We start from the raw sequence: 17,450 nt of genomic DNA on the forward strand, positions 1-17,450 counted from the left end.
ATGGTTGTTGGGAAATAAAAGATAAATCACGTTATTTGTGCAACACTGTTTGAAAAAAGCAAACAATGTGTGGTGGAAAGATGGATCAGATACAAGCCATGCGGGTGTTTGTCCGCATTGTGGAAGCCGAAAGTTTCAGCCGTGCGGCGGAAAATCTGGGATTGCCGCGAGCAACGGTGAGTCAGACATTGAAGCGGCTTGAACTGCGGTTGGGGGTGCGTCTGTTACTGCGTACCACCCGACAAGTGCAGATAACGGATGAGGGACGGATTTATTATCAACGTTGTATACAATTACTGGCAGAAATTGATGAGACTGATGCGCTGTTCTCCCACCAGCGTCAGCAACCCAGTGGACGGGTGAGAATCGATATGCCGCATTCACTGGCACGACAAATAGTGCTCCCTGCCTTACCCGAATTTTACCAACGTTATCCGCAGATTACGTTGGTGTTGAGCGCCAATGACTCTACCATTAACATGATGCGTGAAGGTGTTGATTGTGTCCTGCGTGCCTGGCAGACAGATGATGATTCTCTGGTGGCACGTCATTTTCCTTCACTTCGTCAGCTTACCTGTGCCTCGGCTGACTATTGTGCAATCCATGGTGTGCCCGAAAGCCTGTCCGATCTGGCTGCTCACCAGATGATAGGGTACTTTTCCCTGCAAACATCACAGCGCTATCCGCTGGAATTTATGCAAGCGGAGCAACTCGTGACCCGGATGCTTCCCTCCCGTCTGGATGTCAGCGGCGCGGATGCGTATATCGCCGCCTGTTGTGCGGGATTGGGGATCATTCAGGCTCCACGTTACGGTTTGACGCCGTTGCTGGAAAGCGGGGAACTGGTGGAAATTTTGCCGCAAACACCTCCGCCGGATATGCCACTTTATGCGATGTATCAACCGGGCCGTTTTCTGGCACCGCGCATCCGGGTGGTGATCGAATGGCTGCATGAACTCTTTCATCAACAACTGACTGACTGATGTCACTTTTTTTGCATCAAACCGCGGCATACAACGGAAATAATCATTGACCTTAACGGGAAAATCTCTAGAATTCGCCTCCGTGGTGACATGATGTGACGTTATGTTGCAGGTCAGCGAAGGTGGCGGAATTGGTAGACGCGCTAGCTTCAGGTGTTAGTGCCTTAACGGGCGTGAGGGTTCAAGTCCCTCTCTTCGCACCAATATCACCACACCGATTTGTATTGCACAGTACCTGCGAAGGTGGCGGAATTGGTAGACGCGCTAGCTTCAGGTGTTAGTGTCTTAACGGACGTGAGGGTTCAAGTCCCTCTCTTCGCACCACTGGTGATACAAATTGATGCTGTAAACCGTGCGAAGGTGGCGGAATTGGTAGACGCGCTAGCTTCAGGTGTTAGTGCCCTAACGGGCGTGAGGGTTCAAGTCCCTCTCTTCGCACCACTCTCCATTATTGGTTATTTTTTGACTTCCCACACAGCAATTTCCCTTCCTTAAGTCATGATCATTGACATGGCTTTTGTGTTTGGTTTCAACTCTTTCACATCTGCTTGTTTACCTGTTTGACAAAGATCCTATGCCTGTCATTATTTGAACATTCACTTAAACCGAATACTTACCACCTGAATTCGGTTTTATGTCCAGGTAAGGCTCCCGCTATGCTGACATTACGCCAGATTCGCCATTTTATTGCTGTTGCTGAAACCGGTTCGATCTCCGCGGCGGCTCAGGCTTATTTTGTTTCTCAGTCTTCCCTGACACAGGCGATTCAACAGCTTGAGACAGAAATCGAAGCACGGTTGTTTGACCGCCACGCCAAGGGCATGACACTGACGCATCAAGGGCATCAGTTTTTACGGCAGTCGTATCTGATCCTCGCGACGGTCGACAATGCTAAACGCAGCCTGCAAATGGGCACAGAAAGTGTCACCGGGCACCTCACTCTGGGCGTAACCAGTCTGGTCGCCGGCTATTTTCTGGTGGATTTACTCAAGCAATTCAACGCCTATTATCCGAAAGTGGAAGTCAAAGTCGTCGAGGATGAGCGCCAGTACATTGAGCATTTACTGGTCAGCGGTGAAATTGATATCGGCGTGCTGATCCTCTCAAACCTCGAAGACCGCGACGCGCTGCAAACCGAAGTGTTGACCCATTCCTCTTATCGCTTGTGGTTGCCGCCACTGCATCCGTTGCTGGAGCGCGAAAGTATTTCGCTGGCAGATATCGCAAATGAGCCGCTGATCCAGCTCAATGTCGACGAAATGGAAAAACACGCGCAGCGCCTGTGGGCACGGGCGGGGCTGAAACCGAATATAGCGATGAAAACGGCTTCGACTGAAGCCGTGCGCAGTCTGGTGGCCGCCGGGCTTGGCGTTTCAGTGCAACCGGACATGGCATACCGCGCCTGGTCGCTGGAAGGTAATATGATCGAGGCCAGCAAACTGGAGGATTCCATCGAACCGCTGGATATTGGATTGGCGTGGCGGCGCGGCAGTGCGCGACCGGAACTGGTGACGCCATTCCTGACCATTGCGCGGGAGAACAGTACCAAGCGCAAGCCGTTGTAACAGAGCATTCGGTTAAACCGAATGTAGCCTTCAATAATTGCTATTTGTTGCCCTCAGGGAAATTACTTAATATGAATTGGCAATTTGTTACCGATATATAACATTTTTGTTAATTTACGATAATTCTCTGCTTTGAGGGTAGTGCAATGTCGGATGCAGAATTTGTTGCCAGTTTCTCTGAAAAACATGTGATCAATGGCGACCTTCTACACGGCGAGGGCGCGACGCAAAGCATTTTCAATCCCGCCACGGGTGATATTATCGCCGAAGTGGCAGAAACCTCTCTGACACAGGTCGATCAGGCGGTTCGCGCGGCCAATAATGCGTTTTACCGCTGGTCACGCACTACACCCGCTGAACGTGCCACGATACTCTTACGCATTGCCGATGCAATTGAAAAACAGGCGCACGCTTTGGCGCGGCTTGAAGCCATTAACTGCGGCAAACCACTGCATCAGGCGCTGAACGACGATCTGCCCGCCGCGATTGACGTTTTCCGGTTCTTCGCTGGTGCCGTGCGTTGCCAGCAGGGGCAGCTTTCAGGCGAATATCTTCCTGGCCATACCTCTATGGTGCGTCGTGACCCGCTTGGCGTGGTAGCGTCGATTGCGCCGTGGAATTACCCGCTGATGATGGCTGCGTGGAAAATCGCCCCCGCGCTGGCGGCCGGGAATACCGTGGTCTTCAAACCATCCGAACATACACCGCTGACTATTCTGGCGTTGTTGCCGGCCTTGCAGGAAATCTTGCCGCCCGGGGTGCTGAATGTGATCACCGGCAGCGGTGAAGGCGTCGGTAGTGCGCTGGTCAGCCATTCTCACGTCCGTCTGATTTCGCTGACCGGCGATATCATCACCGGCCAACGCATTTTGCAGGCGGCAGTTAAAACGGTGAAACGTACTCATCTTGAACTTGGCGGTAAAGCGCCGGTGATTGTCTGCAACGACGCCGATATTGATGACGTGGTTCAGGCGGTCAGTGCCTGGGGTTATTACAACGCCGGGCAGGATTGTACTTCCGCCTGCCGCGTTTATGCACAGGCCGGTATTTATGAGCGTCTGGTGGAAAAGATGGGAGATGCGGTTTCGCAATTGCCCTTCGCCAAAAAGAACGACAGTGAAAACGTTATGGGGCCGCTGATCAGCAGCCGGCAGCGTGACCGTGTGTCGAGCTTTGTTGAACGGGCGCTCAGTCAGCCGCATATCGAGCGGGTTACCGGCGCGGCATCGCATTCCGGCCCCGGTTTTTATTACCAGCCGACGTTGCTGGCGGGCTGTTTGCAAAGCGATGAAATCGTGCAGCGTGAAGTTTTCGGGCCGGTGGTTAGCGTGACGCGTTTTGACACCATTGAACAGGTGGTGAACTGGGCGAACGAATCAGAATACGGGCTGGCGTCGTCGGTCTGGACACAAAACATCGATCTGGCGATGCAGATTTCCAGTCACATGCAATATGGCACCACGTGGATTAATACCCACTTTTCATTGGTCAGTGAAATGCCGCACGGTGGATTAAAGCGATCCGGTTACGGCAATGATCTTTCCAGTTATTCACTACAGGACTACAGCGTAGTCAGACACATCATGGCGAAATTCAAACCTCAATTCTAAAAACAGAAAATAATTACCTAACGTCATTGGCGTTGCCGTAAGGCGGCGACTGAGTGAATCCACGGGAGCTTACTGAAGTAAGTAGTCGGGGTGAATAAAGGCGGCCAACGCAGAGACAGCGCGAAGGACAACGGGTAATACGACGACAGGAGTAAGCGATGAACAAGATTAACGGTAATTACACCCTATCTGCTATTTGTTTGGGCCTGCTAAGTTTTCTAAGTACCGCGTTGGCTGCTGAAATGCCGACAAGCATTGGTAAAGGCGAAGGGCAATTAAATATTATTGCGTGGCCGGGTTACATCGAGCGCGGCGAAAGTGACAAGAATTACGACTGGGTCACTCCGTTTGAAAAACAAACCAGCTGTAAGGTGAATGTTAAAACCGCCGCGACGTCTGATGAAATGGTCAGCCTGATGGCGAAGGGCGGTTATGACCTGGTGACCGCTTCCGGTGATGCGTCATTGCGTCTGATCTACGGCAAACGTGTTCAGCCAATCAACCCGGCACTGATCCCCAACTGGCAGAATATCGACCCGCGTTTGATGAAAGGCGCATGGTTTAATGTTGGTGGCAAAGTCTACGGCACGCCGTATCAGTGGGGGCCAAACCTGCTGATGTATAACACCAAAACCTTCCCGACCGCACCAGGCAGCTGGTCAGTTATCTTCGTTCCACAAATTCTGCCCGACGGCAAAAGCAATCAGGGGCGCGTTCAGGCCTACGATGGCCCGATCGCCATTGCTGACGCCGCGCTGTATCTGAAAAGTACCCAGCCGGATCTTAAAATCGAAGACCCTTATCAGCTTAATGAAACGCAATATCAGGCGGTGCTGAAATTGCTGCGCGTCCAGCATCCGCTGATCCACCGTTACTGGCACGATGCGTCGGTTCAGATGAGTGATTTCAAAAATGAAGGCGTGGTAGCCAGCAGTTCCTGGCCGTATCAGGCTAACGCGCTGAAAAGCGAGAAGCAGCCGATTGCCACCGTATTCCCGAAAGAAGGTGTTACCGGCTGGGCGGATACCACCATGTTAGCGGCAGATGCCGAACATCCTAATTGTGCTTACCAGTGGATGAACTGGTCACTTGAACCGAAAGTGCAGGGCGACGTTGCGGCGTGGTTTGGCTCTGTGCCAAGCGTTCCGGCTGGCTGTAAAGCCAGTACGTTGTTGGGCACCAACGGGTGCGAAACCAACGGATTCAATAAATTCACCGCGATTTCATTCTGGAAAACCCCGCGATCCGAAGGTGGGAAATACGTCCCCTATAGTCGCTGGACGCAGGACTACATCGCCATCATGGGCGGTCGGTGATCCGCTTCATCCTTTGAGCCGTTTCTGCGTTGGCTGCATTCGCGAACCCCGGTCACTTACTTCAGTAAGCTTCCGGAGATTCACTCAGTTGCCGCCTTGATGTAACTCAAATGATTTTGCGTTTGGTTTTTTTATTAAAATGAAAATCCGGGAGAATATGATGGCCGCCGTACAGTTTATTAATGTTTCCCGATCATTTGGGGAGGTGAAAGCCGTTGATAATGTGTCGATTGATATTCAGGACGGCGAATTCTTTTCAATGCTTGGACCGTCGGGTTCGGGAAAAACCACCTGCCTGCGGTTAATTGCCGGTTTTGAAACGCTGACATCAGGGGCTATTCGTATTCATGGCCAGGAGGCCTCGCAGCTCGCGCCGTATGAGCGGGATGTGAACACCGTCTTTCAGGATTACGCGCTGTTTCCGCATATGAGCGTACTGGATAATGTGGCATATGGGCTGATGGTGAAAGGTGTGGGGAAAAAAGAGCGTATTCAGCGTGCAATGGAAGCGCTGGAGCGGGTGGCGCTGGGTTTTGTTGCCGCACGTAAACCGGCGTTTTTATCCGGTGGCCAGCGTCAGCGGGTGGCGCTGGCTCGGGCACTGGTCAATCAGCCTAGCGTGTTATTGCTTGATGAACCGCTCGGCGCACTGGATCTCAAACTGCGCGAACAGATGCAGGGCGAACTGAAAAAGCTGCAACGCGAACTGGGCATCACGTTTATTTTCGTCACCCACGATCAGAGCGAAGCGCTGTCGATGTCCGACCGTGTGGCGGTGTTTAACAATGGCCGCATCGAGCAGGTCGATACGCCGCGTGAGTTGTATCTCTGCCCGCGCACTGCGTTTGTCGCGCAGTTTGTTGGTACTGCGAATGTGCTGACGTCCGATCTCTCGCTGAAACTCACCGGCCTTTCCGGCAGTCGCTCCATCCGTCCGGAACATATCCGTCTTGCGCCACAATCCGTCGCTGACAGTAGCGACGTGCAGGTGAACGCGGTGCTGAGGGATATTCATTTTCAGGGGGCGGCGACGCGTTATGAACTGGCGCTGGAAAGCGGCGAGCGGCTGTTTGTCAGCGAACCCAATAACCTTTCGACGGCGTCACAATACGTTTTCCAGCAAGGGCAGCCGGTGGTTGCCCGTTGGGATCGGGATGCAATGGTGGCGTTGCGAGAGGGCTAAAAGATGGATATCAGCATGACTTCTTATGAGAAGCGATCGCGGCGCGGCCGGGCGCTGGTGACATTTCTGCATCATCGCCCCGGATTTTATCTGGCGTTGCTACTGGTGCCGCCGCTGTTATGGTTCGGCGCAATCTATTTAGGCTCTCTGTTCGCGCTGTTGTGGCAGGGGTTTTATACCTTCGACGATTTCACCATGACGGTGTCTTCGACGCTGACCTTTGCCAATATCCGCGCGCTGTTTGACCCGGTCAATGCCGACATTATTTCTCGCACGGTGACGATGGCGCTGCTGGTGTCATTTTTCAGCGCTGTGCTGGCATTTCCCATTGCCTATTACATGGCGCGCTACATTACCGGCAAAAAGAAAGCGTTTTTCTATATCGCCATCATGATGCCGATGTGGGCTAGCTACATCATCAAAGCCTATGCGTGGACCTTATTGTTGTCGAAAGGCGGCGTGCTGCAATGGTTCCTCGAGCATCTGGGGTTGGAACCGTTGCTGACAGCCATGCTGAGTTTGCCGGGTATTGGCGGTAATACACTCTCGACGTCCGGAATAGGCCGCTTCTGGGTGTTCGTCTATATCTGGCTGCCGTTTATGATCCTGCCAATTCAGGCAGCGCTGGAACGCCTGCCGCCGTCGATGATTCAGGCGTCGGAAGACTTAGGCGCGAGGCCGTGGCAGACGCTGCGTTATGTGATTTTCCCGCTGGCAGTGCCGGGTATTGCGGCCGGTTCGATCTTCACCTTTTCGCTGACGCTGGGGGATTATATTATCCCGCAACTGGTGGGGCCGCCGGGGTATTACATCGGCAATATGGTCTATTCGGAACAGGGGTCGATTGGCAATATGCCGATGGCGGCCGCCTTTACGCTAGTGCCCATCGTGCTGATTGCCATCTATCTGTCGCTGGTTAAACGATTGGGGGCTTTCGATGCACTCTAAACGCGCACCCTGGTTATTAAAATTGTCCGCGTGGGGCGGGCTGGTATTCCTGCATTTCCCGCTGTTTATCATCGCGGTGTATGCCTTTAATACTGAAGATGCGGCTTTCAGTTTCCCGCCCAAGGGCTTCACGCTGCACTGGTTCAGCGTGGCGGCCGGGCGCCATGACATTCTCGACGCGGTCTGGCTTTCGGTGCAAATCGCCTGTTACGCCACAATTATTGCCATGGTGCTGGGCACGCTGGCGGCGGCGGCACTGTACCGTCGTGATTTCTACGGCAAGAACAGTATCACGCTGTTGTTCATGTTGCCGATTGCCCTGCCTGGAATTATTACCGGGCTGGCACTGCTCAACGCCTTTCACGCCGCGCAAATCGAGCCGGGTATGCTGACGATTGTTATCGGCCACGCTACGTTTTGCATGGTGATTGTGTACAACAACGTCATCGCCCGTTTCCGCCGTATTACCCACAGCCTGATCGAAGCCTCGATGGATTTGGGGGCAGACGGCTGGCAGACCTTCCGCTACATCATTTTGCCCAATCTCAGCACGGCGCTGTTGGCGGGGGGGATGCTGGCGTTTGCGCTGTCTTTCGATGAAATCATTGTCACGACGTTCACTGCCGGTCACGAACGCACCTTACCTATCTGGCTGCTCAATCAGCTGGGGCGGCCGCGCGATGTGCCGGTCACTAACGTAGTGGCGCTGTGCCTGATGGTACTGACCATGTTCCCGATTTTGGGGGCATGGTATCTCACAAGAAACGGGTCGGATGTGGCCGGTGACGGAAAATAATAAGGAAACAACGATGCAAACTAACATGTTGATTAATGGTGAGCTGGTTGCCGGTGAAGGGGAGTCATTGCCAGTTTTCAACCCGCATACGGGGCAGGAGATTGTGCGTCTGGTGCAGGCTAGCGAACAGCAAACCACACAGGCGGTCGATCAGGCGCATACGGCGTTTACCGCCTGGGGGCAAACCACGCCGAAAACCCGTGCTGAGCTGCTGCTGGCGCTGGCTGCTCGCCTCGAAGCCAACGCCGAAACGCTGGCAAAACTGGAGTCTCTGAACTGCGGGAAACCTTATCATCTGGCGTTAAACGATGAAATTCCGGCGGTAGTGGATGTTTTTCGTTTCTTCGCCGGTGCCAGCCGTTGTCTGAATGGTTTAGCCAGCGGTGAATATCTGGCCGGGCACACATCAATGATCCGCCGTGACCCGTTGGGCGTGGTGGCGTCTATCGCGCCGTGGAATTACCCGCTGATGATGGTTGCATGGAAAATCGCACCCGCGCTGGCGGCCGGGAATTGCGTGGTGATCAAACCTTCTGAAATCACGCCGCTGACCGCGCTGAAACTGGGTGAACTGGCGCAGGATCTGTTTCCTGCGGGCGTGTTGAATGTGCTGTTCGGCGATGGAAAAACAGTTGGCAATACGCTGACGCACCACGATAAAGTCCGGATGATTTCGCTGACCGGCTCAGTGGCGACTGGCGAAAAGATTGTGGCGCAGGCCACCAGCGGCATCAAACGCACGCACATGGAGCTCGGCGGCAAAGCGCCAGTCATTGTTTTCGACGATGCGGATATTGAGCAGGTAGTGGAAGGCATTCGGGCTTTCGGCTTCTATAACGCCGGCCAGGATTGCACCGCCGCGTGCCGTATCTACGCACAAAAAGGCGTGTATGAGCGTCTGGTATCTGCGCTCGGCGATGCGGTTTCGACCATTAAATTGGGCACTGACGAGAGTAGCGAAATGGGACCACTGGTGTCGGCCGCGCATTTAGAACGCGTCGAAGGTTTTGTGCAACGAGCAAAACAGTTACCACATATTCAGGTGGTGGCGGGTGGGGCACGGGTTTCTGGTGAAGGGTATTACTTTCAGCCAACGTTGTTGGCCGGCGCACATCAGGACGATGAGATCGTGCAGCGCGAAGTGTTCGGGCCAGTGGTCAGTGTGACCGAATTCGACACTGAAGAACAGGTGCTGGACTGGGCGAATGCGTCAAACTACGGGCTGGCATCGTCAGTGTGGACACAAAACATCGGCCGCGCGCACCGTCTGAGCGCACGTTTGCAATATGGCTGTACATGGGTGAATACGCATTTCATGCTGGTCAGCGAAATGCCACACGGTGGGCAGAAACAATCCGGTTATGGCAAAGACATGTCGATGTACGGGTTGGAAGATTACACCACGATCCGCCATGTCATGATTAAGCACTGATTCCATCAACAGGGCTGCGGGTTGCCACGCAGCCCTGTTGCCTATTTTCAAGGCAATGACTCACCAACCTGATTTTAATTTATATAACTCACAGTATTTCAGTCATGCCTGGTTTCCCGTGCCGATAAACCCACCTGTGAGAGCAAATGTTCCGCGTGCAGGGGGGTAGGCAGATGATGTCGTTAGTGATGTGGTGCCAGTTGGCGCAATAACTGCACCATATTCATGATGGCCGCTGAGCGTTCATGAGCACGCCATATAGCGGCAATTTGTGTGGTCAGGTGTGGGGTGTCGACCTCATGATATGACACATTACCCGTCTGAATGCATGACAGCGATTTTGGAATGAAACTCACGCCAAACCCGCTGGCAACCATGCTGATAGTTGCGGTGATATGGGGCGCTAGTGGATTGATTTTGGGTTCATAGCCACCGAGATAGCAGGCACGGATAGTCATGTCATACAGGCTGGGGCTGAGTTCCCGTGGGAAAATAATCAGTGGTTCCTGATTGAGGTCACTCAGTTGGATCTGTGTTTGTTTACTAAGTGGATGGTTATCAGGCAACACCAACTGCATGGGTTCATCAGTCAGTATCTCGCCATCAAACTCTTCGCCAATGTCACAGGGAAGCCGAACGAAAGCGATATCGGTATTCCGGTTCCTCAGACTCTCAAGAATCTGCTGAATATGCTCTTCTCTCGGTTGCAACTTAACACTGGGAAAGTGTTGGCGGTAGCGGCGCAGTAGCATCAATATCAACGGATGAAAAGTCACAGCGCAGGAAAAACCGACATTAATCGATCCGCTTTCTCCCCGGGCGATACTGCGTACCCGGTCGATGGCTGAGTCGGTCAGTTGCAGAATATGGTTGGCATCCTGATAAAACGCCTCACCCGCTTCGGTCATTTCTACTCCTCGCGTCAGCCGTTTGAATAGCGGTGTCCCGATTTCCCGTTCCAGTTTTTGAATCTGTTGGCTCAACGGCGGCTGAGATATCCCCAGGATTTCTGCTGCCCGGGTGAAATGGTGCGTTGAAGCCACGGCAACAAAATAGCGCAGGTAACGTAGTTCCATATTTTTTCGATCTCCAAATAGCCACATCTCTATATTGGAACTTTGGTGACCATCGCGCCAATATTCAAGTTAATCATTAAATAAATTTAAGTTAACGTGATCGGGAGAAAAGGGATATGAAAGATTTCAACTGGGCTGATCCTTGTGTGGACGAGCTCACCAATTTTGTGTCCCATCAGCATAGTCTCCACCCGGAGAGCGTTGTTTATCAAACATCATTAATGAGTGGACTTATTAATGGGGTTTATGAAGGAAGTAAAACCATGAAGGAGCTGCTGCAACAGGGTGATTTTGGATTAGGAACATTTAACCATCTGGATGGTGAGCTGGTGGCCTTCAATAGTCATATTTTCCAGCTTCGTTCAGACGGTAGTGCCCGTGCTGCCACGCCTTATCAAAAGACGCCCTTTGCAGTAATGACTTTTTTTAGACCAACAGAAAAAATGCACTTTGATCAGAAAATCAGCCGTGATGATCTTCATCGTCGTATTGACGATGTTATCGACACTGACAATCTGTTTTGTGCTCTGCGGATAGATGGCTGTTTTAGCCATGTTGTAACCCGCACAGTACCTCGCCAGGAACGCCCTTATAAACCGATGTTAGAAGCGATTGCCCAGCAACCCATGTTCAATTTTGAGCGTTGCCGGGGCAGCGTGATCGGTTTCCGTAGTCCTGCCTATGTTCAGGGGATTAATGTCGCCGGTTATCACGAACACTTTATTACCGATGACCGTCAGGGCGGCGGACACATCCTTGATTACCAACTGGAGGAAGGTGTTCTTACCTTCGGAACTATCACCAAATTGGTGCTAGACCTCCCCCAGAACAAGGATTTCCTGCGCGCCAACTTATCCCCGGAAGATCTCGATAGCGCTATTCATTCCGTTGAAAGCTAACCCGCTGGCAAGGTACTGAAAAGTAAGCACAATGAATCGCAGAGGATAACATCATGGAATACACCGGCGGCCAGCAGTTAGTTGCTGATAGAGAACAACCCATTGATAGAACAATGAATGTTGGCCAACAAAAGGGTATTGATCAACCCCGAAAACAGGATCAACCAGCAAACGGAGAGCCGCAACACTGGTCCAGTGGTGCGGAGTTGATAGTCAAACACCTGGAAAAGCAAGGGGTTAAGTATGTGTTTGGTATTCCTGGCGCTAAAATAGATCGTGTTTATGATGCGTTGGTTGATTCAACCATCCAGACTATCCCGGTACGTCATGAGGCGAATGGCGCTTTTATGGCGGCGGCAATAGGACGTTTGACAGGGAAAGCCGGGGTGACAGTGGTAACATCAGGTCCCGGCTGCTCCAATCTGGTGACGGGACTGGCGACGGCGACGGCGGAAGGCGATCCGGTGGTGGCGATGGGCGGGGCGGTTAAGCGTGCGGATCGGCTGAAGCTCACCCATCAGAGTCTGGATACGGTTAGCCTGTTCCATCCGGTAACCAAGTTCAGTGCTGAAATCACCGCATCGTCTGCCATTTCTGAAGTGCTCGCCAATGCTTTTCGTGCGGCGGAATTTGGCCGTCCCGGTGCTGCGTTTATCAGTTTGCCGGAAGATATTATTAATGACCCGGCGACCGGTCCGATTTTGGCTTATCCACATTTGCCGACTTTTAATAGCGCACCCGCGGTTAATGTTGAACGGGTAGCTCGCATGATTGAAAAAGCGAAAAATCCGATTTTGTTGCTGGGATTAATGGCGAGCCGGCCTGAAAATGCACAGGCGTTACGCCGTTTGTTGCACCACAGTCAGTTGCCAGTGACCAGTACCTATCAGGCTGCTGGGGTCATTGACCAGCAACATTTCGACCATTTTGCCGGGCGGGTTGGCTTGTTCAATAATCAGGCGGGAGACAAGCTGTTACAGCAGGCAGATCTGATCATTACCGTGGGGTACAGTCCGATTGAATATGCGCCATCACTGTGGAACAGTGGTAACGCAACGCTGATACATATTGATGTTTTACCGGCCGAAATTGATACCGCGTATCGCCCGGATATCGAGCTGGTGGGCGATATCTGTATCACCATCGATATGCTTAATGAATATATTCACTCCCCTCTGCATCTTTCGTCGTCATCAATAGCCATTCTGGAAGAGCGTACCCAACTGCGCCAACAGTTGGCTGCACGCGGCATCAATATGAGCGGCTTTGCTATCCATCCGTTACGGTTGGTACGGGCGATGCAGGATTTGGTCAATAAGGATGTCACGTTGTGTGTGGATATGGGCAGTTTTCATATCTGGCTGGCGCGTTATCTGTATAGCTTCCGGGCGCGCCAGATTCTGATGACTAATGGTCAGCAAACGATGGGGGTGGCGCTGCCTTGGGCAATTGGTGCATCGCTGGTGAATCCGCATCAGAAGGTGGTTTCGGTATCGGGTGATGGTGGCTTTATGCAATCCAGTATGGAACTGGAAACCGCGGTACGTTTGCAGAGCAATATTCTGCATATCATCTGGGTTGATAACGCCTACAACATGGTTGAGATTCAGGAAGAGAAAAAATATCGCCGTTCGTCAGGCGTGAAATTTGGCCCGATTGACTTCAAGGCTTATGCCGAATCCTTTGGCGCCAAAGGATTTGCAGTAGAGTCCGCTGACGAGCTGGTAAGTAAGCTGTGGCAGGCGATGGATGTGCAAGGGCCTGCGGTGATTGCGATTCCGGTGGATTATTCCGACAACCATTACCTGATGGAGAATCTGAATATCAGTCAGCTTATCTGATCCTTCTCATTCAGTACCTACCTGCTACAGTTACTGTGGCTTTTGAGTGCGACATTCCCGGTTGTCGTTATATCAACAAGAATACTTATCGCACGGCGCGTCTTACTCCGTATAAGACGCGCATTTTTCTCAATATCAGAAGATAGACTGATACAACGTTTTTATTTCTTCCACACTGGTGGAGCGTGGGTTGCCACCGGTGCAGACATCATCAAAGGCGGCTTGTGCCAATGCCGGAATATCTTCTTCTTTCACGCCAACCTGGCGCAGACGGGCGGGAATATCCACATCCTGCGATAGTTGCTTCACAGCTTGAATAGCGGCTTCCCTGGCTTTGGATATCGACATATTCTGTACATCTTTCACTCCCATTGCCACTGCGATAGCGCGGAATTTCTCACCGGTATAGTCGGCGTTCCAGGCCATGATATGCGGCAGTAGAATCGCGTTGGCGACACCATGCGGTGTGTTATAGAACGCCCCCAGCGGGTGGGCCATTCCGTGTACCAACCCCAGACCGACGTTGGAGAAACCCATGCCGGCGATATATTGCCCCAGCGCCATTTCTTCCACTCCCTGAGCCTTGCCAGCCACGGAATCACGTAGTGAACGGCTGATAATTTCGATGGCCTTTATGTGCATCATATCCGTCAATTCCCAGGCGCCTTTGGTGGTAAACCCCTCAATGGCGTGAGTCAACGCGTCAATACCGGTGGCTGCTTTTAGCGAGGCCGGCATGCTGGTCATCATATCGGCGTCAATAATGGCGACGATGGGAATGTCATGTGGATCCACACAGACGAATTTCCGTCGCTTTTCTTCATCAGTGATAACGTAGTTGATGGTAACTTCTGCTGCCGTACCCGATGTGGTAGGGATAGCAAAGATCGGCACACTGGGCCGTTTGGTTGCCGCCACGCCTTCCAGACTGCGAACATCGGCAAATTCCGGGTTATTGATAATAATGCCAATGGCTTTGCAGGTGTCCTGTGGTGAACCACCACCAATGGCAATCAGATAATCCGCTTTGCTAGCCTTAAAGTGCGCAACCCCATTCTGCACCACGCTGATGGTAGGGTTGGGCACGACTTCATCATATATTTCATAAGGTAACGATGCGTTGTCCAGCAGTGTGGTTACTTTACCCACTACGCCGTATTTGATCAGATCTTTGTCGGTAACCACTAACGCTTTTTTGAAATCCCGCCTTGTTACTTCCTCGACGAGGTGAGTGATCGCGCCACTACCAAAGTACGATGTCTCGTTCAGTATCATTCTATGTGTCATGGTGTATCTCCTTAACGTTTTGATTTTTAAAATTTCAGACTCAAAAATTCGATTTCCCACTGTATGGAGACCAGGTCGGCAGTGTCAGCGGGTTGTGATGGGTCGGCGATACCGACAGAGGTAAGTCGTTGTCTCCACCGACCCGTTCCTATATGTGAAAAGGACGTAATCTACCAATGACTCTAATCCTGTAATGTTTTGGCAAGTCAGGAAGTTTGTTTGGTATTGATGCAAATCAAACCCTAAGGGCAGCAAGATAAAGACCTGTGATCCCGGTATACAGAATGGTCCAGTTAACTAGACCAGGATAGCCAGGGAAGGCACCTGGAGGGGCGCATGATGTCTGTGCTCAACCCGTTTATGTCGATATTTAGCCAATAGGTACTACTACAAATAGTATGGTATTTACGCGCAGAGGTTACCTTCCGGCAATTGCCATTATCGGCAGGTGGGTGGCAGTCAGAAGAAGAACGCGGGAGACGATGGAGAGGCAGTGGCTGCGAGCAGATCAGGTTTTTCAGTCTGGTTTTCATGGTACGGATTACGGTGCTGCCTTCGCTGATCACAATGAAGTACGCTTGCCTGAAATAATCTAATTTTGCCTATTTTTCGCATTACTTTAAATAATGCGTTAACAATATATATGATTTATTTAAATTCCGCGTTTTTAATAAAAATCACTATAAAAAATCGATTAATTTATTTTTTATCTGTATAAAATTCTTATTTTTATTATTTTAGTGGTGCTATTAACTGATATTGATAAGCTAAAATTAATAGGAAAACATCATTATTATATAAATTAACTTATGACAATGGCAGTGGTGGCGAAACGATTTCAGTGGTAAGTTCAGTGCATAGATAACGTTTGCGTCGTGGTTTTATCTCTTTAAGGCGCAGCTAAGCAGAGGGAAAAGATGGCAAAGCAAACTCCGTTATATGAACAGCATGTGGCCGATGGGGCCAAAATGGTGGATTTTCACGGCTGGATGATGCCGCTGCATTATGGTTCCCAGTTGGAAGAACATCATACGGTGCGCAACAGTGCCGGGATGTTTGATGTGTCGCATATGACCATTGTCGATTTACGCGGTGCCCGCACGCGCGAATTTCTGCGCTATCTGTTGGCGAACGATGTTGCCAAACTCACCCAACCGGGTAAAGCGCTGTATAGCGCTATGCTGCTGCCTTCTGGCGGCGTGATTGACGATTTGATCGTTTATTTCCTGACAGAAGACTATTTCCGTCTGGTAGTGAACTCCGCCACCCGTGACAAAGATCTGGCCTGGATCAGCGAGCATGCTACGTCTTTCGGGGTTGATATTCAGGTGCGCGACGATCTGGCGTTGATCGCCATTCAGGGGCCGCAGGCACAGGAAAAAGTACAAGGTTTACTGACGGAAAAACAGCGTCGGCAGGTGGCAGGCATGAAGCCATTTTTTGGCGTGCAGGCAGATGACTGGTTTATTGCCACGACGGGCTATACTGGCGAAGCGGGCTATGAGATCGCCCTGCCACAAGAGCAGGTCGTCAGTACCTGGCAGCAGTTGTTGGCAGTGGGTGTTAAACCTTGTGGACTGGGTGCGCGCGACACGCTACGTCTGGAAGCTGGCATGAATCTCTATGGTCAGGATATGGATGAAAGTATTTCACCACTGGCCGCTAATATGGGATGGACTATTGCCTGGCAGCCGGAAGATCGTCAGTTCATCGGCCGTGAAGCACTGGAGCTCCAGCGAGCTACCGGCACTGAGCAGTTGGTCGGGTTGGTCATGACGGAAAAAGGCGTGCTGCGTAATGCGCTGCCGGTTCATTTTACCGATACCCACGGTGTTATGCAGGAAGGTGTTATCACCAGTGGTTCGTTCTCGCCGACGTTGGGTGTCAGCATTGCGCTGGCGCGGGTACCCGCAGGTATCGGTGAAAACGCGATTGTTCAGATTCGTAATCGAGAAGTCTCCGTGCGAGTAACCAAACCGAATTTTGTCCGCGCAGGAAAATCGATTGTTCAGTATTAACCGTTTTGTGATGAATTGAAGGAGAGAGTGGCAATGAGCAATGTCCCGGCAGAGTTAAAATATACCACTTCGCATGAGTGGGTGATGGCGGAAGGTGATGGTATTTATAGTGTCGGTATCACGGAACACGCCCAGGAATTGTTGGGTGACATGGTGTTTCTCGATCTTCCTGAAATAGGAACGACCGTCGCTGTGGGTGAAGATTGTGCTGTTGCGGAATCGGTGAAAGCCGCATCGGATATTTATGCGCCGATCAGCGGTGAGATTGTGGCAATTAACGACGAATTGGAAACTACTCCCGAACTGGTTAACAGCGCACCTTATAGTGATGGTTGGCTATTCCGCATCAAAGCTGCTGATGAGTCTGATCTGAATGAATTGCTTGATGCCAATGGATATCAGGCACTGTTGGAAGAAGACGAATAACCGCAACGCCCCGGACGTCAAACGAACCGGGGCGTTTTATTGTGCCCGTTTGATTTTGTTTGATGCAGGA

Annotated in this window: 14 protein-coding genes and 3 tRNA genes; 15 read left to right on the forward strand and 2 right to left on the reverse strand. The window is 51.5% G+C overall.

Going from position 1 to position 17,450, the window contains the following annotated elements:
• Positions 1 to 80: 80 nt before the first annotated feature.
• The 11 genes from PCO85_03575 (at position 81) to PCO85_03625 (ending at position 9,833) form a co-directional block, all read left to right on the forward strand.
• Positions 81 to 983: a LysR family transcriptional regulator gene (locus PCO85_03575; GenBank protein WJV54546.1), complete on the forward strand. Its 903-nt coding sequence runs from the start codon at positions 81 to 83 to the stop codon at positions 981 to 983.
• 116 nt (positions 984 to 1,099) lie between these two features.
• Positions 1,100 to 1,186, forward strand: a tRNA-Leu gene (locus PCO85_03580).
• A 34-nt stretch (positions 1,187 to 1,220) separates the two neighbouring features.
• Positions 1,221 to 1,307, forward strand: a tRNA-Leu gene (locus PCO85_03585).
• 30 nt (positions 1,308 to 1,337) lie between these two features.
• Positions 1,338 to 1,424 (forward strand) — tRNA-Leu (locus tag PCO85_03590).
• A gap of 215 nt (positions 1,425 to 1,639) precedes the next feature.
• Positions 1,640 to 2,548 (forward strand): LysR substrate-binding domain-containing protein, encoded by a 909-nt coding sequence (locus PCO85_03595; protein WJV54547.1) that lies wholly within the window; start codon positions 1,640 to 1,642, stop codon positions 2,546 to 2,548.
• Positions 2,549 to 2,694: 146 nt separating this feature from the next.
• Complete coding sequence (locus PCO85_03600; protein WJV54548.1) at positions 2,695 to 4,158, forward strand: gamma-aminobutyraldehyde dehydrogenase; 1,464 nt, start codon at positions 2,695 to 2,697, stop codon at positions 4,156 to 4,158.
• 158 nt (positions 4,159 to 4,316) lie between these two features.
• Positions 4,317 to 5,474, forward strand: a complete 1,158-nt coding sequence (locus tag PCO85_03605) for an ABC transporter substrate-binding protein (GenBank protein WJV54549.1) — start codon at positions 4,317 to 4,319, stop codon at positions 5,472 to 5,474.
• 157 nt (positions 5,475 to 5,631) lie between these two features.
• Complete coding sequence (locus PCO85_03610; protein WJV54550.1) at positions 5,632 to 6,657, forward strand: ABC transporter ATP-binding protein; 1,026 nt, start codon at positions 5,632 to 5,634, stop codon at positions 6,655 to 6,657.
• A 15-nt stretch (positions 6,658 to 6,672) separates the two neighbouring features.
• Complete coding sequence (locus PCO85_03615) at positions 6,673 to 7,605, forward strand: ABC transporter permease (protein ID WJV54551.1); 933 nt, start codon at positions 6,673 to 6,675, stop codon at positions 7,603 to 7,605.
• Positions 7,595 to 8,401: an ABC transporter permease gene (locus PCO85_03620; GenBank protein ID WJV54552.1), complete on the forward strand. Its 807-nt coding sequence runs from the start codon at positions 7,595 to 7,597 to the stop codon at positions 8,399 to 8,401. Before PCO85_03615 ends, PCO85_03620 begins: the two co-directional genes overlap by 11 nt.
• A gap of 13 nt (positions 8,402 to 8,414) precedes the next feature.
• Positions 8,415 to 9,833, forward strand: a complete 1,419-nt coding sequence (locus tag PCO85_03625) for a gamma-aminobutyraldehyde dehydrogenase (protein ID WJV54553.1) — start codon at positions 8,415 to 8,417, stop codon at positions 9,831 to 9,833.
• Positions 9,834 to 10,015: 182 nt separating this feature from the next.
• On the opposite strand, the gene PCO85_03630 is transcribed toward PCO85_03625, so the two are convergent.
• Complete coding sequence (locus PCO85_03630; GenBank protein WJV54554.1) at positions 10,016 to 10,909, reverse strand: LysR family transcriptional regulator; 894 nt, start codon at positions 10,907 to 10,909, stop codon at positions 10,016 to 10,018.
• A 116-nt stretch (positions 10,910 to 11,025) separates the two neighbouring features.
• On the opposite strand from PCO85_03630, the gene budA reads away from it, so the two are divergent.
• The gene (gene budA, locus PCO85_03635) at positions 11,026 to 11,808 is read left to right on the forward strand and encodes an acetolactate decarboxylase (protein ID WJV54555.1); all 783 of its coding nucleotides are present in this window, start codon (positions 11,026 to 11,028) and stop codon (positions 11,806 to 11,808) included.
• 113 nt (positions 11,809 to 11,921) lie between these two features.
• Positions 11,922 to 13,649 (forward strand): acetolactate synthase AlsS, encoded by a 1,728-nt coding sequence (alsS, locus tag PCO85_03640; protein WJV55983.1) that lies wholly within the window; start codon positions 11,922 to 11,924, stop codon positions 13,647 to 13,649.
• 135 nt (positions 13,650 to 13,784) lie between these two features.
• Here the strand turns inward: alsS and fucO are convergent, their stop codons facing one another.
• A complete protein-coding gene (gene fucO / locus PCO85_03645; GenBank protein WJV54556.1) occupies positions 13,785 to 14,936 on the reverse strand; it encodes a lactaldehyde reductase in 1,152 nt (383 codons plus the stop codon).
• Between the two features lie 917 nt (positions 14,937 to 15,853).
• Between fucO and gcvT the strand changes: the two genes are divergently transcribed.
• Both gcvT and gcvH read left to right on the forward strand, forming a co-directional pair.
• Positions 15,854 to 16,954: a glycine cleavage system aminomethyltransferase GcvT gene (gcvT, locus tag PCO85_03650; protein WJV54557.1), complete on the forward strand. Its 1,101-nt coding sequence runs from the start codon at positions 15,854 to 15,856 to the stop codon at positions 16,952 to 16,954.
• Between the two features lie 33 nt (positions 16,955 to 16,987).
• A complete protein-coding gene (gcvH, locus tag PCO85_03655; protein ID WJV54558.1) occupies positions 16,988 to 17,380 on the forward strand; it encodes a glycine cleavage system protein GcvH in 393 nt (130 codons plus the stop codon).
• The last annotated feature ends 70 nt before the right edge of the window (positions 17,381 to 17,450 follow it).

Source organism: Prodigiosinella aquatilis, assembly GCA_030388725.1.
Lineage (GTDB): Bacteria > Pseudomonadota > Gammaproteobacteria > Enterobacterales > Enterobacteriaceae > Prodigiosinella > Prodigiosinella aquatilis.